The sequence below is a fragment of the uncultured Chloroflexus sp. genome, from assembly GCF_938091255.1.
GTDB lineage: Bacteria > Chloroflexota > Chloroflexia > Chloroflexales > Chloroflexaceae > Chloroflexus.
This window is the reverse complement of sequence record NZ_CALLJH010000028.1, coordinates 21,111-46,151: the sequence shown is the minus strand read 5'-3', so window position 1 is coordinate 46,151 and position 25,041 is coordinate 21,111. Positions and strand designations below refer to the sequence as shown.

The 25,041-nt window shown below is 58.5% G+C and carries 16 protein-coding genes; 11 read left to right on the top strand and 5 right to left on the bottom strand.

The features are described 5' to 3' along the window. Positions 1-383 precede the first annotated feature (383 nt). The 3 genes from Q1A00_RS10285 (at position 384) to Q1A00_RS10275 (ending at position 9,254) form a co-directional block, all read left to right on the top strand. Positions 384-6,146, top strand: a complete 5,763-nt coding sequence (locus Q1A00_RS10285) for a caspase family protein (protein ID WP_299756631.1) — start codon at positions 384-386, stop codon at positions 6,144-6,146. Between the two features lie 170 nt (positions 6,147-6,316). After that, on the top strand, positions 6,317-7,588 hold the full coding sequence (locus tag Q1A00_RS10280) for an alkaline phosphatase family protein (RefSeq protein WP_298404923.1): 1,272 nt from the start codon (positions 6,317-6,319) through the stop codon (positions 7,586-7,588). 64 nt (positions 7,589-7,652) lie between these two features. Then, entirely contained in the window at positions 7,653-9,254 is a 1,602-nt protein-coding gene (locus Q1A00_RS10275; RefSeq protein WP_298404925.1) for a hypothetical protein, read from the top strand. Here the strand turns inward: Q1A00_RS10275 and Q1A00_RS10270 are convergent. Together Q1A00_RS10270 and Q1A00_RS10265 are read right to left on the bottom strand one after the other, a co-directional pair. Continuing rightward, a complete protein-coding gene (locus Q1A00_RS10270; protein ID WP_298404927.1) occupies positions 9,202-10,473 on the bottom strand; it encodes an MFS transporter in 1,272 nt (423 codons plus the stop codon). The two genes, Q1A00_RS10275 and Q1A00_RS10270, sit on opposite strands and share 53 nt — an antisense overlap. A gap of 5 nt (positions 10,474-10,478) precedes the next feature. Continuing rightward, a complete protein-coding gene (locus tag Q1A00_RS10265; RefSeq protein WP_298404930.1) occupies positions 10,479-10,943 on the bottom strand; it encodes a MarR family winged helix-turn-helix transcriptional regulator in 465 nt (154 codons plus the stop codon). A 547-nt stretch (positions 10,944-11,490) separates the two neighbouring features. Here Q1A00_RS10265 and Q1A00_RS10260 point away from each other — a divergent pair. From Q1A00_RS10260 to Q1A00_RS10245, 4 genes are all read left to right on the top strand, one after another. Next, positions 11,491-12,810, top strand: coding sequence for a sugar ABC transporter substrate-binding protein (locus tag Q1A00_RS10260; protein WP_298404933.1), 1,320 nt, complete (start codon positions 11,491-11,493; stop codon positions 12,808-12,810). 244 nt (positions 12,811-13,054) lie between these two features. Beyond that, entirely contained in the window at positions 13,055-13,996 is a 942-nt protein-coding gene (locus Q1A00_RS10255; RefSeq protein WP_298404936.1) for a carbohydrate ABC transporter permease, read from the top strand. Between the two features lie 13 nt (positions 13,997-14,009). Then, complete coding sequence (locus Q1A00_RS10250) at positions 14,010-14,849, top strand: carbohydrate ABC transporter permease (protein WP_298404938.1); 840 nt, start codon at positions 14,010-14,012, stop codon at positions 14,847-14,849. Between the two features lie 14 nt (positions 14,850-14,863). Then, positions 14,864-15,910, top strand: a complete 1,047-nt coding sequence (locus tag Q1A00_RS10245) for a UDP-glucose--hexose-1-phosphate uridylyltransferase (RefSeq protein ID WP_299756623.1) — start codon at positions 14,864-14,866, stop codon at positions 15,908-15,910. On the opposite strand, the gene Q1A00_RS10240 is transcribed toward Q1A00_RS10245, so the two are convergent. Then, positions 15,902-16,981 carry a hypothetical protein gene (locus Q1A00_RS10240; RefSeq protein ID WP_298404943.1) on the bottom strand — a complete coding sequence of 360 codons (1,080 nt, stop codon included), beginning with the start codon at positions 16,979-16,981 and terminating at the stop codon, positions 15,902-15,904. The genes Q1A00_RS10245 and Q1A00_RS10240 overlap by 9 nt on opposite strands. Positions 16,982-17,221: 240 nt before the next feature. Here Q1A00_RS10240 and Q1A00_RS10235 point away from each other — a divergent pair, with 240 nt between their 5' ends. The 4 genes from Q1A00_RS10235 to surE all read left to right on the top strand — a co-directional run bounded on the left by Q1A00_RS10235 (position 17,222) and on the right by surE (position 20,866). After that, on the top strand, positions 17,222-17,980 hold the full coding sequence (locus Q1A00_RS10235; protein ID WP_298404944.1) for a sigma-70 family RNA polymerase sigma factor: 759 nt from the start codon (positions 17,222-17,224) through the stop codon (positions 17,978-17,980). A gap of 288 nt (positions 17,981-18,268) precedes the next feature. Further along, positions 18,269-18,652, top strand: coding sequence for a hypothetical protein (locus Q1A00_RS10230; protein WP_298404947.1), 384 nt, complete (start codon positions 18,269-18,271; stop codon positions 18,650-18,652). Between the two features lie 194 nt (positions 18,653-18,846). Then, complete coding sequence (locus Q1A00_RS10225; RefSeq protein WP_298404949.1) at positions 18,847-20,106, top strand: VWA domain-containing protein; 1,260 nt, start codon at positions 18,847-18,849, stop codon at positions 20,104-20,106. Position 20,107: 1 nt separating this feature from the next. After that, a complete protein-coding gene (gene surE, locus Q1A00_RS10220) occupies positions 20,108-20,866 on the top strand; it encodes a 5'/3'-nucleotidase SurE (protein WP_298404952.1) in 759 nt (252 codons plus the stop codon). 164 nt (positions 20,867-21,030) lie between these two features. On the opposite strand, the gene Q1A00_RS10215 is transcribed toward surE, so the two are convergent. Together Q1A00_RS10215 and ileS are read right to left on the bottom strand one after the other, a co-directional pair. Continuing rightward, complete coding sequence (locus Q1A00_RS10215) at positions 21,031-21,771, bottom strand: hypothetical protein (RefSeq protein WP_299756617.1); 741 nt, start codon at positions 21,769-21,771, stop codon at positions 21,031-21,033. Between the two features lie 37 nt (positions 21,772-21,808). Beyond that, positions 21,809-25,009 (bottom strand): isoleucine--tRNA ligase, encoded by a 3,201-nt coding sequence (ileS, locus tag Q1A00_RS10210; protein ID WP_298404956.1) that lies wholly within the window; start codon positions 25,007-25,009, stop codon positions 21,809-21,811. Positions 25,010-25,041: the final 32 nt, after the last annotated feature.

Below are 25,041 nucleotides of genomic sequence, written 5' to 3'. Positions count from 1 at the left end.
ACGGGTGATCTCGCGCCGCACGGCGCTGCGGCTCAACCATCACGCGCACGCCGCACGCCGCCCGTACAGTCGCGCGTCAGTGCGGCTCCAATTCTGCACGGCAGTGCGGCTCAACCATCAAATGCACCAATATTCCTGCTTTAGAGGCTCAGATAGACTATTAAACCCCCGTTTCTTCTGATAAAATAATGTCTAGATCTCAGCAGATTGAGCTGTACCATTGTATTGTTCAGCGTGAAACGCGAACGAGCCAAGCGTAAGGGGTGGCGTTCTATGCCTGACCGCATTCTCCTGCATGTACTGCGGTTAGCTGCAGAGAGCGAGGATCTTGAACCGACTGCTGTAGTAGTTAATATGACTAATTAAACCTAGCTTACAGTCGTATGACTAGCCGTCCAAGCCTGCCTGATCGCTGCTTTGCCGTTTGTGTTGGCGTGAATGAGTACAATCATGTCTCCGGGCTAAGCGCACTGCGCTACGCCGAGAACGATGCGCGCGCCATGGATGCGCTGCTCAACGATCTGGGCGTACCACCAGAGCATCGTCGCCTCCTTTGTGGCACCGAGGCGACACTGGCCAATGTCACCGCTGCCCTTGATGAGCTATTCGTTGACCGTGCTGGCGTCAATGATTTTCTAGTGTTCTACTTTGCCGGTCACGGCGTACCGGTCAGTTTCGATGATGGTGACCCAGAGGTCTTCCTTGCCTCGTGGGATTTTGACTACGCCCAATTACAAAAAAAGTCGTTTCGAATCAATCAGTCGCTGAGTTTACAACGTCTGCGCAGGGATTATTTTGAGGGTGAAGGCGCGCGCAAGCGGCTATTCATCCTCGATAGTTGCTACAGCGGCGATTTTCTTGGTCCCGGTTATCGTGACAACGGGGTAACGCTGGTGCTAAGTGAGGTGAGGCGTCTGCTGCCCGGCAATGCCACTGGGCGGGCGGCGTTGGCTGCTTGCCTACCAAACAAACTGGCTCGTGAAGACGATCAGCTCCGGCACGGTCGCATGACCTACTATGTGCTGCAGGCGCTGTATGGCCACGCTCCTGATGCTCGCGAGCCAGACGGCTGGGTGACGATACAGAGCCTGCATAGTTACCTTGATCGCAACCTCGCGCCATTTCAGCGTCCGGTGCTTAGCGGGCAATTCACGCGCATGCCACTGGTGCACTTTGAACCGCCAGCTCAGTCTACTCCGCTGCCACCGCTTGATCGTGGTGCGTATCTGCAACGGCTTATCGAACTCAACCAGCAGATTGATCTGCGTGGTTTGGGCGGGCCGGTGCAGAAACTGCCGCTTGAACGAGTCTATGTGGCGCTGAAAGCGGATGCTGCGCCGCCTGCTGAACGACGCGCCGCTGCCAGCTATGTCGAGCAACTGGTTTTGTCGCGGGCACCCGATACGTCTGATCCGTACCTCCAGCGGGCATTGATTCGCCAAACGCTGGCCCGTGGTGATCCAATCGCACTCAACCTGCTGCGCCGTTCTGTTGATGGTGACGCTACGTCGCCTGATGGTCGGCCTTCCCGTCTGAACCTCGGCGAGTTGCTGGCGCGCGAGCGGTGGGCAGTACTGCTTGGCGATCCCGGCGCCGGCAAGACCACTCTGTTGCGCTGGACGGCGCTTACCTTTGCGCAGGCATTGTTGGCGGGGCGTGAGCGGGTCGTTGTGCCTGCGGTACAGGTGTACGCTGATGAAGAGAATCCCGATCAGAAGCCAGATGTCGATCTTGGGGCTGCGCGTCTGCCGGTGCTCTTGCGCCTTGCCGACTACGAAGCGGCGCGCTGGGCGGATGGACGAGATACCAGCTTGACCATTGCTGCGTTTCTAGGCCGTCAGCCTTGGCTAGGCCAGCCGCTGTTCGCTCATGCCGAGCAGGGGGAACGGCTCTTGCACCAAGCACTGACTCACGGTCAGGCGCTGATCCTGTGTGATGGTCTCGATGAGATTGCCGATCAGACCCGGCGTGGGCGGGTGGTAGATGCGCTGACCGCATTTATCCACGAGTATGTACGTGATCCGGTGAGTGGCTACTGTCCGGTTGATGAGGATCGAAACACCGATTGGACGCTACCGGCCGAACACGGCGGCAACCAAATTCTTATTACCAGCCGCATCGTTGGTTATTATCTGGCCCCCCTGCCCGCCACTATTCCGCATTATACCGTCGCCGAGCTAAGCGAGGTGGCTATCCGGCGCTTCTGCACAGCGTGGGGGAGTGCAGTGGCCGTAGCAACCGGTGATGCTGACCTACCGGCGCGTGTTGCGACCCTCGCGCAAGCGCTCGTTGATCGGCAGCGTCCCGATTTGCGCGAATTAGCCGGTAACCCACTCTTGCTGACCGCTTTGATCGCCCAATACGGTGCAGCGCCGACCGATCTGCCCCGCCGCCGGGTTGAACTGTACGACCGGGTGACCGATGCCTTTTTGCGGCACCGCCCTGATGCGCTCGTCGCAATCGGGATGAAACACTATGAACTGCGCTATGCGCTGGCACAGGTGGCGCTACGGTTGCACGCCGATGCTGACCATCCCACCGGTTTCGTTTCCTACGACGAGTTGCATGACTGGTTGACCACGGCGCTGAAAGCGATTGCACCTTCACCGGAAAGGCAGCGGCGTGCGCGGATCGATGCTGAAGCAATCATCACGTATGTGCGTGAGGCGGCCGGGTTGTTTATGGAGCGTGGTGAAGGTATCTACGCCTTCCTCCACCGCAGTTTTCAAGAATATTTTGCAGCGCTAGCGTTGAGTTGGGACGATACCGAGGCAGCACAGGCGATTACTGCTCGTCTCGATGACCCGGCGTGGCATGAGGTGCTGATCCTTGCCATTGCTAATCTTAGCCGTACTAAGCAAAAGCTGACAACACTAATGCGGGCACTGATTAACGCCCCTGAACCGGCGCCGGGAATCTTGCCACGCAATGCACTGTTCATCGCTCGCTGTGTTGGTGAGCTGATCACTCCGCCGCCAGCAGAAGTCGTTGCCGAAGCGGTAGTACAGTTGGTGACTGCCTGTGCTCCCCATACATGGCCTGCCACGATCGCTGACGATACGCCCGCACCGTTGCGTGCAGCAGTGGTGACAGCATTAAAACAACTGTGGTCGCAATCCGGCGCTGTGAAAGGCATGGTTCAGGTGATGACCGATCCTGATCCAGCTCGCCGCTTCGCTGCCATTGATCTTCTGCTGGAATGTGAGCTGACACACCCTGATCTTGTACCGGTGCTGATTGTTGCAGGCCGTGATTTCGTCGAACCGACAGCAATCTTGCTCAAGGCTATCGAGCGGTATGCCGAGGTATATCCCACTGCCTTCACCCCAGCATTGCTACCGGTGCGTCGCTGGCTGCACGCCGGAGACGACGGGATTGATCCGGCGTGGCGCATGCTGATCCGTGCCGTCTATAGCTTGGGATGGCGTGCGCCAGATGTGCCGCTGAACGCCGCTGAGGTGATGCTTGACTCGCCGCTCACCCCGCTGCTCGAACCGCTCTGGCAGCGGCGGGCCGCGCCGGCAGATCTGATCACGGCATTGGAAACTTACCGTGCGTCTACAACTGATCACGCGCTGATGCGTGATGTGGCTTTGGCGTTGAGTATCCTCACCGGTGCTGATTGGCGCGATCTACCGCTGCCGGTGCAACGCGCTGTTGCAGGACGCATTATTCAGCGTTGGCTTACTACTATCGCACGCCTAGAGGAACCTCTTTTCCATACCCTTTACCTTAATCTCAATCTCGACCTCGTCCGCACTCGCGATCGCGCTACTGATTTCGACCTCAGCCTCGACTTTGCCCGCTCTCGTGCCTACGCCCTTTCCCATGCTCCTAGCCGCTATGTTCGTGTCCCCGATCGTCCCTATGTTCGCACCTACGCTTTCGCCCGTGCCTATGCCTGCGCCGCTGCTCGCGCTCGTATCCGGGCCGCTGCTCGCGCTCGTATCCGGGCCCGTGCTATTGCCCACACTCTCGTCCGTTTTCACGCCATTGTCCTCGCCTTTAGCCGTGCCATCGACCGCGCTCGCACCCTCGACGGCGATCTCGATCATGCCCTTGCTCGTGTCCGCATTCGTGCTCATACCCGCGCACAAGCCCTTATCCTCGCGCGCACACGTGCCCGTGCTCTTGCCCGTACTCGTGTGCGTACTCGTGCCCGTGGGCGGGCCCGTGCCCTTGCCCGTATCCTTATCCTTACCCGCGTCCGTGCTCATGTGCGTGCCCGCGCTCGCAACCTGCTGAATACGATATGTGTTCTGATCGGTCAGTATTTAGATCGGGCTTTAGTAGAAACAGGCGTCGATCACGTATCGATTGCTCAGGCGCAGGCAGCGTTGCCCGATGTGCGCGCATTGGTAAATGAACATGGAGTGAGCGAGTGGCAGTTGGCGGTGGATGTGTTGGCAAATCAATTGGTGCAGCCTGATGGTGCGGTGTTTGATGGTCGACGAAGGCTGACTCTGTCGGCAGATGTGACCTTGCCGTTAACAACCGAGCAGCATGCAGCCTTAGCACTGCCGAATGAGGTAAAGAAGCGGCGCGCTGTGCTGGCGCAGGTACGTGGCTGGCTTACGAGTGCCGATCCGGTCGCGCGCGCGAGTGCCGGTCTGCTGCTGCTTGAAGCCGGTGAGCGCACACCGGAATCGGTTGCTGCCGCATTAGATTTGTTGACCAGCCCACATGATCTGTTCCGCTACCGGGCGTATCGGGTGCTCGTGCGTGATAGTAACGCCGATGAGTGGTCGTTGTCAGCAATCGAGCGGCTAGCACAGGTGGCGCAGGAAGGGCATACGATTCTTGAGGGACATCTGCGCACGATGTATGCCGGCTGGGCGTTGCAGCGGATTGAGTATACGGACGCTGCTTGGATCACCGACTGGATCGCGCGGTCTGATGCGGGTGATCGGGTCAGTCGCTACATACTCGGCTCGATCCATCGCCTTGCTGAGGGGTGCTGGCCCCCACTACTAGACAATTTGCGCATCGCAAGTCCCGACACGCAGGCGGCAATTCTCACTTCGCTCTACTGGCTCTTGCAGGCCACACCGCCTCGGCATCCGCACCTATCGGCTACGGTGGATGTTCTGCTTGGCCTGAGTGCCGCGCCGTCGCCGGTTAGCGCGATGGCGCTGCGAGCATTAGGCTCTGCCCGCGCTCTTAGTGCAGACCAGACGGCACAGCTCTGTCAATTGGTGGAGCTGTCTGAACCGCCAGCGGCGCTGTGGGCAACGTTGGCTCGGTTGAGTAGCTTGCCCAACACTGACACTATTGCCGTTACTCTCGCTGCTGCGCCGGACATACCGGCCGTGCGTGCTGCGCGGGTACGACGGGCGGTGCAGCAGGGTATTGCGGCAAAACGGCAAGCTATCTCGTTGGCGGAACTGACTGCAATTGTTCCTAAACCTGCTGATTGCCTTGCAGCGTTGCTGGCAGCGGGGGCTGATGAAGACCGGTGGAGTGATTACCATGAGCGGATTGCCGACGCCATTCGCGACCTGCTCGCTATCCATGACTGCCTCTTACCAGAGCTGCTTGCCCGGTTGCGAAATACTGACGCCGGATGGCCTGCGCAACGGATTGCATTGGCAGCGTTGGCACGCTGTGCAACCGCGATGCCTGAGTGGTTCAACGCGCTGGCCGCCAGTTCTGATCTGGTGTCACTATTGCTGAGCAGCGCCGTGAGTCAGGTAAGTTTCGATGCGCGTCGCTTTGCTATCACTGCCCTTGCCGCGCTACGCGAAATAACCGGTGAAGTGCTGACGGCACTCTTCCGACTCGTCGGTGACATTGTGGAATTGCAGAATGATATCATCGATGCAGCGCGGCGCTTCAATCGGCTGCACCGCGACCTCGGCGAGCGGTTGCCAGACGAGTTGGTACAGGCGCTTACCGGCGAAAGCGCCGTTCGTGCCTATGTTGCCGCACAAGTGCTCGAGGCGCTTGGCACGTCAACGGCCACTATGATCACACCCGGTCTACGCCGCCAGATCGTTGCACTGTTGGCCGATGCCCTACGTGATCCACGCAGTCGGCGCAGTGTCTGGCGTTGGAATGGGAGTGACATTGAAGAAGCTGGCACGCTCAATCAGTCCTTCTACCGCGCATTGCTGCGTGTAGCAGGATTCAAAGTAGAGAAGGAATGAATACTGTGCATGGAGACTGCTCGTGGGTCAAGTCCATGAGGGGCGCTCCTTTATGTGTGTTCCAGCAGGTGGTCTCTCGTTTCGGACGATAGGGTTGCTTGTCGGGGGTATATCGCCCATACACGCGGCAAGGTGCTACTATCAGGTCAAGTATCGTCAAGGAGTGTCTAATGCTTATTGCCGAATCGACTGCTGCTGTCACCGCCGCGTTTCACGCTGATGGGTACGTTCGCCCATTGTACGACACCTTCGGTTTTGCCCGGATTCCAGCGACGATTGAGCACCTGTTAACCGGTGCTGACACAAATGGTTTGCCGTCGGTTGCCTTAGCAGGTTTGCCGGAACATCCCCAGACGGTGGTGCTCGTGTTGCTCGACTCGTTTGGCTGGGAGTTTTTTCATCGCTTTGTCGAGCATGCGCCGTTTTTGCGTCGGTTCCTGCACGAAGGGCGGATCAGTCAATTAACCAGTGCGTTTCCCTCAACAACTGCGGTGCATGTCACCCTACTGCATACCGGCTTAGCCGCCGATCAGAGTGGCATCTACGAATGGCATATCTTCGTGCCTGATTTGCAAGCGGTGATCGGTTCACTCCTCTTTTCGCCGGTGTTTGCCCGCGAGCCTGATGGCTTAGCCGCGTATGGCGTTGATCCAGCGCTGGTCTATCCAACCGAACGGTTTTATCGCCGTCTGAGCGCTGCTGGAGTAACGAGCACAGTGTTGTTGCCGGCACCACTGGCCCATTCCGTCTACACACGTACTATGTGCAACGGCGCGCTGGTTGTGCCATTTCAACATCTCGCCGATGCAGCGACGCGGTTGCAGTATTTGTTTGCTCATCAGCACGGGCCAACATTCTATTCACTCTATATCGATTCGATTGATGCAGCAATGCATGAACACGGGCCGGAGTCGGCAACGGCGATGGCTACCATCGAGACGGTGCTAGCTCATCTTGAACAACATCTGCTGTCTGCGCTACGTACCGCGCCACAACCGGCATTACTCTTGCTGACCGCCGATCATGGTCAGATCGCCGTCGATCCGCAGCAGGCGATTGTACTCAATCAACGGTGGCCCAAGCTCGAACAGTACCTGCGCCGTGGCGGGGATCATCACCCACTACCGCCGTCTGGGTCGCCCCGAGTGACGATGCTTCACGTGCAGCCGGGAGCAGTGGCCGAGGTGCAAGCGCAATTGCAACAGCGTCTCGCCGATAGTGCTACCGTGTTGCCGACCGCCGATCTGCTAGCGGCTGGCTATTTTGGCCCGCAACCGGGTGAACGGTTGCGATCGCGCTTGGGTGAACTGACAATCTTGCCAGCGCCCGGTAAGGCAATTATCTGGGAATATCCCCGCGCGCAGCCCTTTGCACTGCGTGGCTTGCACGGCGGCTTGACGCCGGTTGAGATGTTGACTGAGTTGGCGGCACTGGCGTTGTAGTATGCCTCTTGCGCAAGTGTGATAAGATAACGAGAGATGTTTCTATGTTAGCGGAGGCTCTTTCGTGTCTGAGATTGAACCATCACCGCCGCCATCGTCGCCAGCGCCCCGCTTAAACCGCGATACGCTGCTCTTGATTGGTGCATTAGCACTACTTGCACTTGGCGTTGCGCTGACCTTTCTCTTTTCACCTACGACTGATGATATAGGTGCGCCAACATCGATTGCGACCAGTGAACGTCCACCAACGCAAGCTGCGCCGTATCCTGTCCAAACGTCGCCCATGCCGGCTGGAAGTGTGGCAACCGCTGGGCCTACTTATCCGGTGGCACAACCAACAGTTGATATTGCTCAGACCCAAACCAGCATTGTGCAGGAAATTACTGCCTTGGCGGCTACGGTGCAGGCTGAAACGGTCTCGGCAACGACAACGGTACCGGCTTATCCAGTGCCAGAGGGGACTCCACCGGCCCAACCGACCATTCCAACTCCACCAACGGTGGCGCCACCACCGCCGCCGACAGTAGCACCGCCGCCGACAGTTGCGGTACCGCGTCCGACCTCGCCGCCACCGCCTACGCCAACTCGTTCTGATCTTGTGATCGATGATAGTCCGACAGTATCACCACCGCCAAAAGCGACCCCTGTACCGACGGCTACCGCTGCCCCTACCCCAATTCCGGCGTTAGTGCTGCGTGGCAGCACGCGCTGGGCGGCGGGCCAAGGGCCGATTGTGCTCAACCGCGATGTACAAATCCCGCCCGGGAGCGAGTTGATCATCGAGCCGGGGGTTGAAGTGCGCCTAGGGCCGGCTGTGTCGATCTATATTGATGGTGGTCGCATGATTGCGCTCGGTCAGCCCGAACGGCCGGTACGTTTCGTTGGCGCGACCGGTACACGGTGGAGCGGTATCTTTGGTCGTCCCGGCGGTTTTATCGCGCTTGAGCATACCGAAATCCGTGGCGGCGGTCTCGGCGGGACAGTGTTAGTCAGTGAAGAGGGTGGTTTGGTGATGCGCTTCAGCCGGATTACCGATAACGGCGGCGGCGTACTTGTGGTCGATTCGCAGCTCGAGATGACGCAGAGTGAAATTGCCGGCAATGATGTACCGTTTGGCGCTGCTCTCGACGCGGCGTATAGCCGCGGTAATTTCGTCACACTCTCCGGCAATCGGATTGGCGGCAATATTCTTAGTTCGGGTGCGCCGATGGTACGAGTGGCGAATCAAAATGCACGTGATACGCTCAACCTCACAATTGAAGGGAATCTTTTCCGTGGTGGGAGCGCCAATGTACAGCTCACCACCAATGGTATGTTGCAGGGTACCATCGTCTGCAATGCCTTGATTGGCGACAATTTGGGGCTGAGTTTGCGCAGTGAGACGTTACAAGTGAATCCTGATGGCAGCTTCTTGATGCCATTGCGGATCGAGCAGAACCTCATTGAGGGCCACACGCCGGTGATTAGGCCAACCTACCTTACCTTTGGTATTGGCCGTGGTGCTGCGAGCGAGATCGCGCTCGACATGCGCAACAATTGGTGGGGGCATGCTTCTGGGCCGTATGAGCCTGATGCGAACCCGCAAGGGATTGGCGAGGCGGTAGGTAGCAATATCACATTTGCCCCGTGGTTGACTGCGCCGCCGGCGTGTGCTCCTTCCCGGTAGGGGCGCGCCGCTCGACCAGCACCACGAATACCCAACCGATCACTGCACTACTGGCGACGACCAACGGCACGTTGCCAGTTAGTTCGGCAATGCTGCCGGCTAGCATGCCACCCAATGGGCTCAAACCCATCAGCATTAGGGTAAACACGCTCATCACTCGCCCGCGTAGCTCGTCGGGCACGATCAGTTGAATGAGCGTATTGGTCAATGCCATGGTGGTAACGCCGGCCCAGCCACACAATCCGATCAACACAAGGGCGAGCGGCACGTTGCGCACTTGGGTAAAGGCGATCAGCAGCGGCGCATAGAGCAGCGCCGCCGCTGTCAGCAGCTTATCGCGGGGCGCATCATCACGTAACTGGGCCAACATCAACGCGGCAACCAGCGATCCCAACCCGCTCGCCGCCGACAGCCAGCCGAGGCCGGCGGCGCCAATGTGTAGAATATCGCGAGCAAAGATCGGCAACAGCGGCAAATGCACGAAGCAAAAGAAACTGACCGCACCGGCGCGGAACAACAAAGCTCGCACATTGGGTTCAGTCACGATATACCGCAAGCCGGCTTGCAGCATCCCACCGCGGCGCGGGCCAGCCGCAAGCTGGGCATCAAGCCGCATCAGCAGCAGGCTCGTCAACACTGCTCCAAAACTCAACGCATTAAACAGAAACGCTGGCCCCTCGCCAATCCATGCCACTACCATACCGGCCACGGCTGGCCCCATTGTGCGCGCACCGTTAAAGATGGACGAATTGAGCGCAATCGCATTCAGCAAATCCTCGCGCCCGACCATCTCGACGGTAAACGCCTGCCGGGCCGGTGCGTCGAACGCATTCACGACACCCAAAAGCAATGCTAAGCTCAGCACGTGCTCAATGCGCACAAGATTGCTGAGCGTGAGTACGGCGAGGATCGCTGCCAACACCATCGCCATTGATTGAGTAATGAGCAGGATGCGTCGTTTGGGAAAGCGGTCAGCAATGGTGCCGGCAAAGAGGGAAAACAAAAGCACCGGTAGCGAATTAGCAGCCGCCACCAAACCAAGCAAAAAAGGCGAGTCAGATAATCGTAACACCAGCCAGCCTTGCGCCACACTCTGCATCCACGTGCCGGTCAGCGAAATCAGTTGCCCGCTGAAGAAGAGGCGATAGTTGCGATGGCGTAAGGCGCGAAACATCGCCGGCCAATGGTCAACGTCCGCAAGAGCGTGGCTTGTGCGCATAGATGTTACTCAGTATCTTCGCGATCGCGATGGGTCTGTAATGCCTCATACAGATGCTGCATCGCGTGATGGAAGGCGGCTAACTCTTCTGGGGAAAGGTAGCTCAAACGTTGTTCAACCAAACGCCGATGACGTGGACGCAATTCATCGATTAGCGCCTTGCCGGCAGGCGTCAACTGCACGAGCGTCACCCGCCGGTCGCGTGGGTCGGTAGCACGTTGCACCAAGCCACGCCGCTCAAGCCGGTCAACCAGCCGGGTGAGGTTGGAATTATCAGCCAGCATCTCGTTACAGATATAGCTGAGCGGTACCCCCTCTTCGGTCGCGTAGAAGAGAATAGCGTATTGTGGGGTCGAGAGGTCATACGGACGAAACTCATCACGGTTCAGCTCCTGAAAGCGGCGATGCAGCTTCAGGAAAAGGCGATAGGCTTCGATTTGCGGCGAGTCGCAGGTACTAATTTCAGGCATAATCCTACCCTAGACTTATCAACTATTGTATCAAAATTATTGGATTTAGCAAGTAAGAATTGCGCCTGACCCCAAGCGTATCGGCGTCAGGCGCAGCGGCTGCGGCGTGCTCACCAGTAGAATGCGAACAGCCAGACCATCAGCAGAAACGCGACCGCTCCGGTCAGAGTAATGGCGAAAAAGACGGGCTTGACCTCAGGATCGCCGCTCCACTCGGGCTGCATACCTCTCTCCTTTCCGGCGCTGAGCGCCGACACGGCCTTATGTGACACATTGTACCGCGTTTTGGCCGAGTGTGTGACAAGACAAGGAGAGAGCGACCCGATAGTTTGCACCTTATGGCGTGGCGCGCAAGAAATGGCCCGCGAAGCTCTCTTTGCGATATACTTGCATAGTTCGCGCAACAACTATATAATGCGCACACCACGCAATGCACCTGTTACACGCAGTGTTGCGCTCATGGCGGCACGCCCCGTTAATGGCGAGCCTGCGTGATGGCGTCGTAGTGCGTGGTAAGGATATTCTGTTGAGAAAGGATCTAGCAACGATGCTACGGAAACACACCCTGTCGTGGATTGCGCTAGTTGCATTGTTCGCAACGTTGCTCGCGGCTTGTGGCGGCGGGCAACCGACTACCGGCGGCGGTAGTGGCGGTAGTGGCAGCAATGTGACCACTGGCGGCCAGCCGGTAACGATTCGCTGGCGTACCCGCCCCGGCGATGCTGCCGAGCAGCGGGTCTATGAAGAGCTAAACACTTTAGTGAACGAGAAGCTGAAGGACAAGGGTATTACGGCGGTCTATGATCCAGCGCCTAATCAGGGGTACTTCGAGAAGTTGAAGACTGAGTTGGCAGCCGGTAATGCACCCGATATCTTTTGGATCGGCGGTGTTGAGTTAGCAGATTTTGTGAATACCGGTCAGATTCTTGATCTCAAGCCGATCATCGATGCCGATAGCAGCTTCCAGTTGGGTAACTTCTACCCCAACGTGATCGAGCAGTTGACGCGCGATGGCAAGATTTACGGCTTGCCGCGCGACATTTCGACCATGGTCGTCTACTTCAACGAAGACCTGTTCAAGGCAGCGGGCCTGAAGACGCCCAAAGAACTGGCGGCTGAGGGCAATTGGAACTGGGACACCATGCTGGAGGCGGCGCGCAAGTTGACCGACCCGGCGAACCAGCAGTACGGTCTCGGCTTTGGCAACTGGTGGGGGCCGGGTTGGGGCTATTTCATCAACGCTGCTGGCGGCAGTCCCTTCACCCCCGATCGGCGCGGCTGCGCGCTGAATACCCCAGAGGCGATTGCCGGTGCGACGATGGTGCGCATGCTCTACGACGAGAAGCTGTTGCCGGCCGGTGATGCCGATGGCGAGGCGCTTTTTAATGCCGGCAAGGTCGCTATGTACTTCAATGGGCGCTGGTTTACCCCCGGCGTGCGCACGAATGCTACGTTTAATTGGGACGTGGCGGTGATGCCGGAGGGCAAGGTCAAGAGTACGTGGCTCTTCTGGGGGCCGTATCTCGTCAGCGCCAAGACGGCTAACTCGCAGGCGGCATGGGAGGTGCTGAAGGTGCTGACCAGCGCCGAGGCAACGGCAAAGGTGGCCGCGCTCGGTACCAACATCCCGCCGCGCAGCGATCAAGAGGCGGTGAGTGCCTTCCTCGCTTCGACCCCGCCGGCCAACAATCAGGCCTTCCTCGATGGCATTCCTTACGCTGCGTTGGAAGCGCCGGTATGGGATGGTAACTGGGCCGATTTTAGCGGTATCGTCCAGAGCTTGTGGGATCAGATGATCGCCGGCCAGATCACGCCTGAGCAGTTCGGTCAGCGGGCTTGTGAGCAGACGGCTAATACCTTCAAGTAGATGCTGTCGATAGGCGAGCGGTGGGCGTGCGCCGGTTCGCCTGATCGGCAATATCCTTGGGAGAACGTGCCCGCTTGTCATTGCGCGGGGGCAAAGCGCCCGCAGCAATCGCCCGCTGCGGCGAGCGCGAACCCACAGTGGGTTACTCGCGTGGTCAGGAAGATTGCTGCGCCGCCTGTGGTGGCTCGCCATGACAAGCGGGGTATCAGATTGAAGCGCAGCAATAGTTTCCCGGAGGTACACCATGGCCAACCAAGCGCCGGCCGCTCTGCCTGCACCAACCGCGCGCCATCTGAGCGGGCGGCGTGTGCGGCAATGGATCGACGCTTTCGGCATGCTGTTGCCGACTATTTTGGGTGTTTTGATCTTCTTCTTAGTGCCGCTTGCTATCTCGTTTTACCTGAGCTTTACCGATGCACGCCTTTTCGGTGACCCGAATCTGGTTGGTTTGAGCAATTATCAGCGCGCCTTGTCTGACCCGACCTTCTACCGGGCAATGTGGAATACGGCGGCATTTTCGCTGGTGACGTTAGTTGTTTCGACGGTGCCGGCCTTGCTGCTGGCCGTGATCCTGAACGAGCGAATCGCTGGTCGTACCTTCTTTCGCGCCGTCTTCTTCATTCCGGTGGTGGCGTCAGTGGTTGGCGTGACCTTGCTCTGGCGCTATCTGCTCAATGTCGATTTTGGTTTCGTCAATTATGCCATTCGTCTGCTTGGCTTCGAGCCGATCCCGTGGCTGACGCGCCCAGAATGGGGGTTGGCCAGCGTGATACTGGTCTTCTCGTGGAAGACGATAGGCTACAATATGGTGATCTTTTTGGCTGGCTTGCAGGGGGTGCCGCCGCAGCTCTACGAGGCGGCTAGTCTTGATGGAGCCAGTCGCTGGCAGCAGTTTCTCTACATCACTGTGCCAATGCTTTCACCAACCACCTTCTTTGTGTTGGTGACAACGTTAATCAATTGTCTGCAAGTGTTTGATGTGCCGATTGCGCTCGGTTTGACCCGCTCGAATACGGTTGGCCCAGCCGACTCGATGTTGACGATTGTGCCGTTGCTCTGGCGCGAGGCCTTTATTGGCGGACGCATGGGCTACGCTTCGGCGCTGGCATGGTTGCTGTTTGTGATTATTCTGCTGCTGACCTTCATCCAGTTCCGGCTGTCGCGGCGATGGGTGCATTACGAGTAAGCGAGGAGGGCTGATGGCAAGCTTAATTTTACGCCGGCCATGGGAAAAATTGCTGGCCTACGCGGTGCTCAGCGTGACCGGCTTTGTGATGGTCTTTCCATTTATCTATATGGTGCTCTCCTCGCTCAAGCCCTCGACCGAAGTGGTGCAGGTGCCGCCAACGCTGTGGCCAAGCGAGATTCGATGGTCAAATTACTTAGAAGTACTAAATATTGTTCCGCTCGGTACCCAATTGCTCAATACCGTGATCGTCACGGCGTTGGTAGTGCTTGGTTGGGTGATTACTTCGGTGCTGGCCGGCTACGCCTTTGCCCGGCTCGAATTTCCCGGACGCGAGTTTTGGTTTGGTGCTTACCTCGCTACGTTGATGGTGCCGTTTGCAGTGCTGATTGTGCCGATGTATCGTTTGATGCTGGTCTTTGGTTGGGTTGATCGGCTGGAAGCGTTGATTATCCCGTGGCTATTCACAGCTTATGGCACCTTTCTGCTCCGCCAATTTTTCATGAGTGTGCCAAAAGATTTAGAAGATGCGGCGCTGATCGATGGAGCGTCGCATTGGGGCATTCTCTTCCGCATCTTCCTGCCGCTAGCTCGCCCGGCGATTGCGACGCTAGCGACGTTTGCGTTCCTTTATGCGTGGAATAGCTTCCTCTGGCCGCTAATCATTATCAGCAGTCCATCGCGCAAGGTGGTGACGCAGGGTCTGGTTGATCTACAGGCGCTCTACGCTGCGCGCGTCGATCTGATTATGGCCGGCTCGACGCTGGCCATTTTGCCGACGCTGATCGTCTTTTTGTTCGCCCAACGCTACTTCATCGAGGGTATCGCTACGTCTGGGTTAGCCGGACGCTGAGCGAGGAAGGTGCTATGCATCATCACGATCTCTTCAGTCGACCGCATCGCCGGCTTAACCAGCTCACCGGCGAGTGGGTGTTGGTATCGCCCCACCGCACCCAGCGCCCGTGGTTGGGTCAGGTCGAGACGTTGCCACCCACCGAGTTGCCGGCCTACGATCCGACCTGCTACCTCTGCCCCGGCAACATGCGGGCGAATGGGGCGCAAAACCCAGCCTACACCGAGACGTTTGTGTTCGAGAACGATTTTGCCGCTTTGCTGCCAGATATTCCGCTCGAGCGGGTGAGTATCCGCTTGCCGGCTGCTGATGGCGAGATTGGCCCGGTGCTGTTACACGCCGAAGCCGAGCGCGGCATTTGCCGGGTGGTCTGCTTCTCGCCGCGCCACGATTTGACGCTGGCGCAGATGTCGCAGGCTGAGGTGCGGCGGGTGATTGAAGTTTGGGCTGAGCAATATCGCGAATTGGGCGCAATCGATTGGGTACAGTCGGTGTTGATCTTCGAGAACCGCGGCGCGATGATGGGGGCGTCGAACCCGCATCCGCACGGTCAGATTTGGGCTAACGAGCAGTTGCCGAACGAGATGCGGAAAGAGCTAGCGACGCAGACGGCTTACTGGCACGAGCACAACCGCTGCCTGCTCTGCGACTATCTGGCGCTTGAGCTGGACGCCGGTGAGCGGATCGTCTGCGCCAACGAGACATGGGTAGCACTGGTGCCGTTTTGGGCGGTATGGCCGTTCGAGACGCTGGTACTGCCGCGCAACCATACCGGGGCGATTCCCGATCTCGATGATGCTGGGCGAGAGGGGTTAGCCGCCATCTTGCGCGATGTGACCAGACGTTACGACCGGCTGTTCAACATTTCATTTCCTTACAGCATGGGCTTTCACCAGCGACCAACCGATGGATTGCCGCACGATGGTTGGCACTTACATGCCCATTTTTATCCGCCTCTGTTACGTTCGGCAACGGTGCGGAAGTTTATGGTCGGCTACGAGATGCTGGGTCAGCCCCAACGCGATCTGACACCCGAACAGGCAGCGGAGCGGTTACGCTGAAACCGGAAAGAGCGTCTCTACCACTTCTAATCCGTGATCGGCGCAGCGCAGCTCGTTGGTAGCGCGCAGATCGCTCACGCTGCGTCGGCCCAGCAAAAGCGCTGACAGCCCACTATTGCTGAGCTGCCATACGTTAATATCGGCAATGCCAGTTCCGACGCTGATATGCACTTTACCGGCGCGGCATTCAATGCGCATTGCCCCCCACTCGCCGCTCAACGCTACGCTGCCATACCAATCAGCATACCGCGAAGCGGCAATCCTAACCCTGAACGCCGCTTGATGAGCGCGCAATGCTGTCAGCGGGTCGATCACAATCCACACCGGAAGGATGCCATCGGCTGGTGGAAGATGGAGCATCAGGGTGGCTCCCAACTCAAGCGCTGCCTGCGCCAGTGGATGATCGGGCGTAAGCCACAGTTCGTGCGTTGAGTGGGGCAGTCGGCACAGCAAATCGCGTGCCGCCCCTGCATCGACGGCGCGACCTTCAATCACGTGTTCATCGCGCAGCAGGACATAGCCGACAATGCGGCCAAGTTGGTCGTGCGCCACTAACGGCGGCTGATCCCTCATCTGCCAGCGCCAATCAGGTTCGTAACGTAGGGGTGTCACGCAACGCGGCGTAGGCGCGTGCTGATCCAGCGCCACGAGATCGGCCACATCGGCGAGTGTAGCCGGTATCAGCGTACCATCCCCGCCATGCCACGTGATCCGACTGTGCAGGGTTGCCGGGATCATGCCCCATTGGCCGGCTATGCTCAACGGCAACGCGCAGCGCAACCATGCTATGCCGGCGGCGACGGCAGTCTCGGCAGCCGCAGCCAGCAGCGTTTCCGTCACGTCAAAATGAGCGCTGCCAAACAATTCCACCTCTCCTACCTCAAACTGGGCGAGCTGGCGTCGCCAACGAGTATGGGTAACGAGACCGATAGCCTGATCACCACGATCGGTTGTGGCGAACAGATGCAAGGCAGGTTGGTAGCGTGGGTGGCGTTGCCGGTGCGCCAACAGCGCTGGATCGATCAGAGCGGGTATCGCAGTGGATAGTGGGCTAATGGTTACGTTACTCATTCAACGATTATCCTGTCGCTAAACTATGCAAGTGGCTCATTCGTTGCATCATTGCGCAACAAAGCTGCTACGATTTTTAACCTTATTTGTCATCTCTTGCTCATCTTGCATACTTCTCGATTGCGGCGCAACTTCCTACAATGCAGCGCAGAGGGACATAAACCAAGCGATCGTGTCGCCGGTTGTTTCAGCCACCGAGGCGCGAAGCGGAGACATTGAGCATACGAAACGAGGAAATCGATGATTGCGCCTACAATGACCACCTTGAACTCACCGGCAACGTTGCATGCGTCAGTCGTGGGCGATGAAGCGGCGACCGGCCTTGCCACGATAGACGTGGAAGAGTTAGCCCGTCGTTGTGCGATTGAGAGTGAGCGGTTCTACCGCGGCCAGTCGCACGACTCGCGCTACAGCTATGAGTTATTCCGGCGGGCGCTGGTCGAGCGTGATGAAACCGCGTGGAATTACCTCTTTCAACATTATAGCCCGTTGGTTGAGGGATGGATCCGGCGCAGCGGCGCATTTGTCAGCAGCGGCGAAAGTAGCGAATATTTTGTCGTGGGTGCGTTCGCGAAGTTTTGGCGCGCGGTGACTCCCGAACGTTTCGCTTCGTTCCCCAATCTGGCTTCGCTGTTGCAATACTTGCAACTGTGCGCCTCAAGCGTCGTGATCGACTCAGTACGGGCTCAGTCGTGGGCCGAGATGATGCCGGAAGATCGGATCAGCGAGCAGCGAGTGCCGCGCCTCTCGCCTGATGAAGAAGCGATGCAGCGCGTCGATCGGCAAGAGTTCTGGCGGTTTATTGATAGCCAATTGCACAGCGAGAGCGAACGGGTGGTGGTCTATGGTTCGTTTGTGCTCGGTTTGACGCCACGAGCAATCTTTGAGCGTTATACCACGCTGTTCGAGAGCGTCTACGATGTGTACAACGTCAAGCGCAACGTTTTGAGCCGACTCAGCCGTAATAGCCATCTGCGGACGTTGTTTGGGCAGGCGTGAACGCAGAAGGGCGCAGCGGATTCAAACGTAAAGGCGCAGAGTGCGCCGAGCACGCAAAGGCGTCAATGCAGCGCGAACAGTACAAGGATCGACATGGGTGCAATAGTATCGATACGGATCAGATAGAGGTGTTGATAGATATTCGCAAGTTGTCATAGTCATTGCAAAAGAAGTAACAAAAATCTTGTACCGGCGGGAACGTGAAAAACGTTCCCGTTTGCGTTTCTTTCAACAGGAAACGCTTGCAGGTTCACCTGTTGATCTGGTTGCTCACGGAGGTGCGCCGGTATGGAAGAAGAACAATTGAGCGACGGCGCAATCCATCTTTCCGGCCCTGAACTTATTGCGGCTGCTGACGGCGAGGCTAGTGAAGGTATTGTGTCTCACCTGCGTCAGTGTGCGTTGTGTCGCCAACGAGTCACCACCTTGCGCAATGTGCAACAAGCGTTGCGCTATCGCTTATACCGCGCTCTTTGCCCTTCCACTGATCAGTTAATTGATTACTGTCAAGGTCTCCTCTCTCCTGCTCAACACGCTCTCGTTGCCCGCCATATTGCTTCTTGCCCCTACTGTAGCGCCGAAATTGAGTTATTGATGCAGCGCGATCCCCTGATCGACCGATTATTGCTCAGCGATTTGCTTAACCAACGCGTGCTGCGGTATCTGCGGTAATCACGTAGAGCTACACGACGGTGCGCAGGCTGCATCGCTAAGGGAGAGCCACAGGCCGTGCGGCTGTACAGGAGTGCGATCTTTGGTAGGGTGCGGTACAATACGATTAATTGCAACCGTCGCCACTGTCGCATCGTCGCATACGTCGAGGCCGTTCGCCAACCGGGCGAGCCGGTTACGACGAGGAGTTGGCTATGGCAGGAGAAGTGAATCTGCGCGCCGCGCTGGCGCGTCCCTTTTTGGCGGCCACGACAACGCCACAGGTAGCATACATCTTGCTCGAAGTTCAGCCGGCGCCCCAGATGACGCAGGTACGCATACCGGTCAACGTTTGTTTCGTGCTTGACCGTAGTGGTTCGATGAAGGGGGAGAAAATTGAGCGGCTGCGGCAGGCGGTTGTCAAGGCAATCGAGCAGCTTGACCAGCAAGACAACATCGCCATCGTTATTTTCGATCACCGCACCGAAGTGATTGTGCCAGCCCAGCCGGTGCGCAATCGGGCCACCATTCTCGATCTCGTCCACCGCATCCGCGATGCTGGCGGCACCCGCATTGCGCCGGCGGTCGAGAAGGGGTTGAACGAGTTGCAAAAGATGCCGACCGGTGTGCGCCGCTTAATCCTGCTGACTGACGGCCAAACCGAGCACGAGAAGGAGTGTCTGCTGCGGGCTGACGATGCTGGCCGGCTAGGCATTCCGATCACTGCGCTTGGCATTGGCAAAGATTGGAATGAAGATCTGCTGATCGAGATGGCAAATCGCTCGAAAGGAGTGGCCGACTACATCGCCCAACCGAGCGAAATCGTCAACTACTTCCAGCACACCGTGCAACGCGCCCAACAGACCGTCATTCAGAACAGTGTGCTAACCTTACGGCTGGTACAAGGCGTCACACCGCGCGCCGTCTGGCAGGTGACACCACTGATCGACAATCTCGGCTACCAGCCGATCAGTGATCGCGCCGTCAGTGTCAATCTCGGTGAACTCGAAAGTTCCCAAGCGCGCGCGCTGTTGATTGAACTCCTGATCGACCCTCGGCCAATCGGTACATACCGCGTTGGGCAGGTCGAGCTGAGCTATGACGCGCCGGCGTTGCAGTTGGTTAGTGAAAAGGCGCGGATTGACATTATGCTGACCTTCACGACCGATGCGGCTCAGTTGCAGCAGCTTAATCCGGCGGTGATGAATATTGTTGAAAAAGTGAGCGCGTTCAAGCTCCAGACCCGCGCACTGCAAGACCTTGCCAGCGGTGATGTGAGGAGCGCGACGCAGAAGCTGAAGAGCGCGGTGACACGTTTGCTCAATCAGGGTGAAGTTGAGTTAGCGGCGACGATGCAGCAAGAGATTGCCAATCTCGAACAACAAGGCCACATGTCAAGCGAGGGCCAAAAGACGATCAAGTTTCAGGGGCGCAAGACGGTGCGCCTGACCGATATTGAATTGCCGAAGGAATAATATGTACATTCTAGTCACCAACGACGATGGCTACCAAAGTCCGGGCTTAGCGGCGTTGCGAGCCGTACTCAGCGAGATTGGCGAAGTGGCAGTAGTTGTCCCCGACCGCAACTGGAGCGCCGCTGGACATTACCGCAAGCTCTTTGACCCGCTGCGGGCGTGGGAGGGAACACTCAGCGACGGTTCACCTGCGCTGATCTGTGATGGTACACCGGCTGATTGTGTCGCGCTCGCGGTGATGGGTCTACTCGACCGCAAACCCGATCTAGTAGTGTCGGGCATCAATCTTGGGGCCAACCTTGGTACCGACCTGCTCTACTCTGGCACCGTAGCGGCTGCTATGGAGGGCATCGTTTTCGGGGTGCCGGGGTTAGCGGTCTCGCAAGTGCGGCCCAAAGACGGTCAATGGGATTTTCGCGCCGCGCAGGTGGCTGTGCGACGGTTGGTAACGACTATCCGTGAACGAGGTCTGCCATCAGAGATATTGCTGAATCTGAATATTCCGGTGGTTGCCCCCAACGAGTTACGTGGCATCAAAGTTAGCCGACTTGGCCGTCGCGTCTATCGCGACGAGCTAGTAGTACGTTACGATCCCCGTGGGCGACCCTACTATTGGATCGATGGGGCCGAGCCGGAAGATCACTACGAAGAGGGTACTGATATTGCCGCCATCAGTGAAGGCTACGCCAGCCTTACCCCGGTGCAGATGGATTTGACCAGTCATCGCTGGCTGGAAGAGCTGCGGCAATGGAAGTTATAGCGGAATGTAGAGACGACATATAGCGTAGTAGAGACGTAGCATTGCTACGTCTCTAGGTCGGGGCACGGCATGCGGTGCCCGTACCACATGGGCACGGGGGAGGGGAACGGCGGGAGGCACGCCACGGTGGGTACAGCGGGTCATCCTACGGGGCGCATGGTGTGTCACACCACGCCGTGGCTGAGCACGACCTCTAACCACTGTGCGTCGTCGCACGGCTGCAACCCCCACCACAACCGTCCGGTTGGCCGCACAACCGCGTACTGGTTGTCGATCCAGATCACGATGCTCAGTGGGCCGCGTGGTGAGGGAGCGTGCAAAATAGGTGTGCCGTCAACACGCAAGACGCTTTCTTTGGTGCCCCAGTGGATTTCGTAGTCGTGCCATTGGGTGAGATCAACGGGTACGAGGGCTTCGGCGATACCGGCGGCGTGCTGGATGCGTGGCCACAGTCGGCGGTAGAGTGGCGGTAGGTTGAGGAGCGGCACAATGATCGGCGCAATCGGTAGCCACGCTAGCGCCGCCAAACGCCCGGTGTCAACCGTCGCTGCTTTCCAGCCGTGGCTGGGAATCTCCATCGCAAGTGGCATATCGTGTGGTGGTGCGCCGAAGAAGAACCAGACTGCTTGCGGCATACGCGGCGGCCATGCCCATGGGTAGTTCCATAGGCCAAAGCCGGCAGTACCGATGAGGCGATCTGCCCGATGCGACATCCGCGCACGAAGGCACAAGGTGTACGGTGCGTGTAACGCGCGTGGCGGGCCGGGCCGCCGGCCAAAGTCGTCGAGTTGGGCGTTGCGGTAGTGGTCGGCGGGGCCGGGTGGACGGATGAGACGCAAACCGGTGGCAGTTTGTATGACTCCGGCCCCGCCGCTGCACCGTGGTTTGAGGTGCAATTCGCGCATAGTGCTGAATTCGGTAGAGACGTTGCAATGCAAGTCGCTACCGCGCAACGACAATCCCTACGGTCACCGTGCCGTCGCCGAATTCGTCGGTCTCGGTGTAGGCGCCGTCCGGCGGCGTACCGATGTCTAACGCGACGGCAAGAGTCTCGTTTTTGACATAATCGCCGTATTTCGCCAGTGTCGCCGTTAGCAGATCGGCTTCGTCGGCACTGGTGAGGAAGAGGTGGATGCGATCACTGATCGCTAGTCCGGCGCTCTTACGGGCTTCTTGGATGTAGCGCACGAGATCGCGAGCCGCGCCTTCGAGCCGCAGTTCTTCCGTCACCGTCGTGTTCAACGCCACCAGCATGCCATCGGCCTCAGCTACCGCATAGCCTTCTGGCGCGCTACTCTCGACCAGCACCTCTTCGGCCAGCAACTCGATCTCTTGGCCATCAACCGGCAGGCGCACCGGCTGGCCGGCTTCCACCGCCTGCGCCGCTGCGCGCGCGGTATCGCCGCTCAAATCGCGCAGCGCCGCTGTCAGCGCCGGTACCAGCTTGCCAAACTTCTTGCCGACGAGGCGGAGGTTCGGTTTCAGGCGGTACTCGACCACGGCGCTATTGGCGTCGAGGTAACGCACCGCTTTGACGTTCAGCTCATCGCGCAGCTCGGCCTCGAAGCGGCGCACGCCATTGAGTAGCGCCGGCGTGCTGGCCCGCAGCCAGAGTTCACTCAGCGGTTGGCGCACCTTCAGGTTAGCCTGCTTGCGCGCTGCCCGTCCTAGCGAAACCGCGGTCAGCAAGGCTTCGGTGTCGGCGACCAGTTGATCGTCGAGCAAGGCACGATCCACGTGCGGCCAGCGCGCCAAGTGAACGCTCTCTGGCGCGCTGGCGTCGTGTTCGGCGACCAGATTACGATAGATCACTTCGCTAACGAACGGGGTGAACGGCGCAGCCAACTTCGCCACCGTTACCAGACAGGTGTAGAGCGTCTGATAGGCGGCCTCTTTATCGGCGTCGCTTTCGCTCTTCCAGAACCGGCGGCGATTGCGGCGCACGTACCAGTTCGACAGCTCATCAACGAAATGCTCGATCGCGTTGGCGGCGGTATAGACATCGTACTCCTCGAACGCATCGGTCACGTTTTGCACGAGCTGGTTGAGCGCCGCTAGCGCCCAGCGGTCGATCGGCTGTACTTCAGCGGTGCGCCCGCTGTTGGGTTGCCACTGGTCGAGATTGGCATACGTGACGAAGAAGGCATACGTGTTCCAGAGTGTGAGCAGGAACTTGCGCATGCTCTCGCTGACCAGATCCATGCTAAAGCGGCGGGCATTGCCGGGAGGCGCAGCGGTGAACAGGTACCAGCGCAAAGCATCGACGCCGTAGGCGTTGATCACCTCTTGCGGCTCGATCACGTTGCCCCGGCTCTTACTCATCTTTTGGCCGTCTTTGTCGAGAATGTGACCGAGACAGATCACGTTCTTGAACGCTGGCCGGTCAAAGAGCAGGGTACTTACTGCGTGCAAGGTGTAGAACCAGCCGCGCGTTTGGTCAACCGCCTCGCAGATGTAGTCGGCGGGATGGGCCATCTCGAACACGTCGCGATTCTCGAACGGATAGTGCCACTGGGCCACCGGCATTGAACCGCTGTCGAACCAGCAGTCGGCCACATCGGGGATCCGGCGCATCAAGCCATGGTTAGGGTCTTCCCAGACCACTTCGTCGATATAGGGCCGGTGCAGGTCGATATCGCGCAGCGAGCGGCCAACCTTTTCTTCTAGCTCGGCCAGCGAACCGATGCAGACCATGTGCGAGCCGTCGGCATTCGTCCAGATTGGGATCGGCGTGCCCCAATACCGCTCGCGGCTGATGGCCCAGTCGATGTTGTTTTCCAGCCAGTTGCCGAAGCGGCCATCACGGATATGTTCGGGCACCCAGTGGATCTGCTGGTTGTTGGCGACGAGATCGGCCTTAAAGGCAGTGGTGCGGATGTACCACGAACGCTTGGCGTAGTACAGCAACGGCGTGCTGCAACGCCAGCAGAAGGGATAGTAGTGGCGCACGCGCCCGCTGCGCAAGAGCAGGCCACGCGATTTGAGGTTGCGGGTGATGTCGGGATCGGCCTCTTTGAAGAATTTGCCGGCGAAGCCCAATTCGGCAAATTCGGGCAACACGCGGCCATCCAACCCCACCGAGAAGAGGGTGGGTAGGCCATGCTTGCGCCCGACTTCAAGATCGCCGTAGGCTGGCGCGATATGGACAATGCCGGTGCCATCGTCGAGACTGACAATCTCATCGGCGATCACGCGGTAGGCCGTCTCCCAATCGACCGTATCGCCGGTGCCGGGTACGCCGCGGAAGAGCGGTTCGTAGCGGAGGCCGACCAGATCGTTGCCACGGAACCGGCGCAGCACCGTAAAGCTCTCGGCAGGCAAGACCTGATCGACCAGCGCTGCCGCCATCACTAGCCGTTCACCGTTGTGCTCGACTTCAACATACTCGGCGTCGTGCTTCACGGCCAGCGCCACGTTGGCCGGCAACGTCCATGGGGTTGTTGTCCACGCCACCAGAAAGGCATCATTGAGCGTACCGTCAACCGCCGGCGGCGGTGCGGTTGTTCCCTTCACGCGGAACTTGATATAGACGCTCGGATCATCGACATCATCGCGCGCACCGAGGCTCACCTCGTGGTCGCTGAGGCTGGTGCCGCAGCGCGGGCAGTGCATCGTCACCTTGTAATCGCGGAAGAGCAAGCCACGATCCCACAACTGGCGGAAGATCCACCATGTCGACTCGATATAGTCGTTCTCGTAGGTGATATATGCGTCTTCGCTGAGCCAGAACGCGATGCGCTTGGTAAATGCCTTCCACTCTTGGATATACTCCCAGACGCTTTCGCGGCAGAGACGATTAAATTCAGCGATGCCAAACCGCTCGATGTCGGGCTTGCCGCTGAACCCAAGCTTCTTCTCGATCTCGATCTCAACCGGCAGGCCGTGGGTGTCCCATCCCTCCCGGCGACCAATAATGCGATAGCCCTGCATCGAGCGATAGCGTAAGATCACATCTTTGAAGCTGCGCGAGATGGTATGGTGTAAACCGGGGCGGCCATTCGCGGTCGGCGGCCCCTCGTAGAAGACGAACGGCTTCTCGCCAGCGGTCAACGACTTGGCGACAATGTCATTGGCCTCCCACCACGCCAGCACATCCTCTTCGAGTTGGGGGAACTTGACATTCGGATCAACCGGTTTAAACATGCAACCTCCGTGCGCGTCAATGTAAAAAAGCC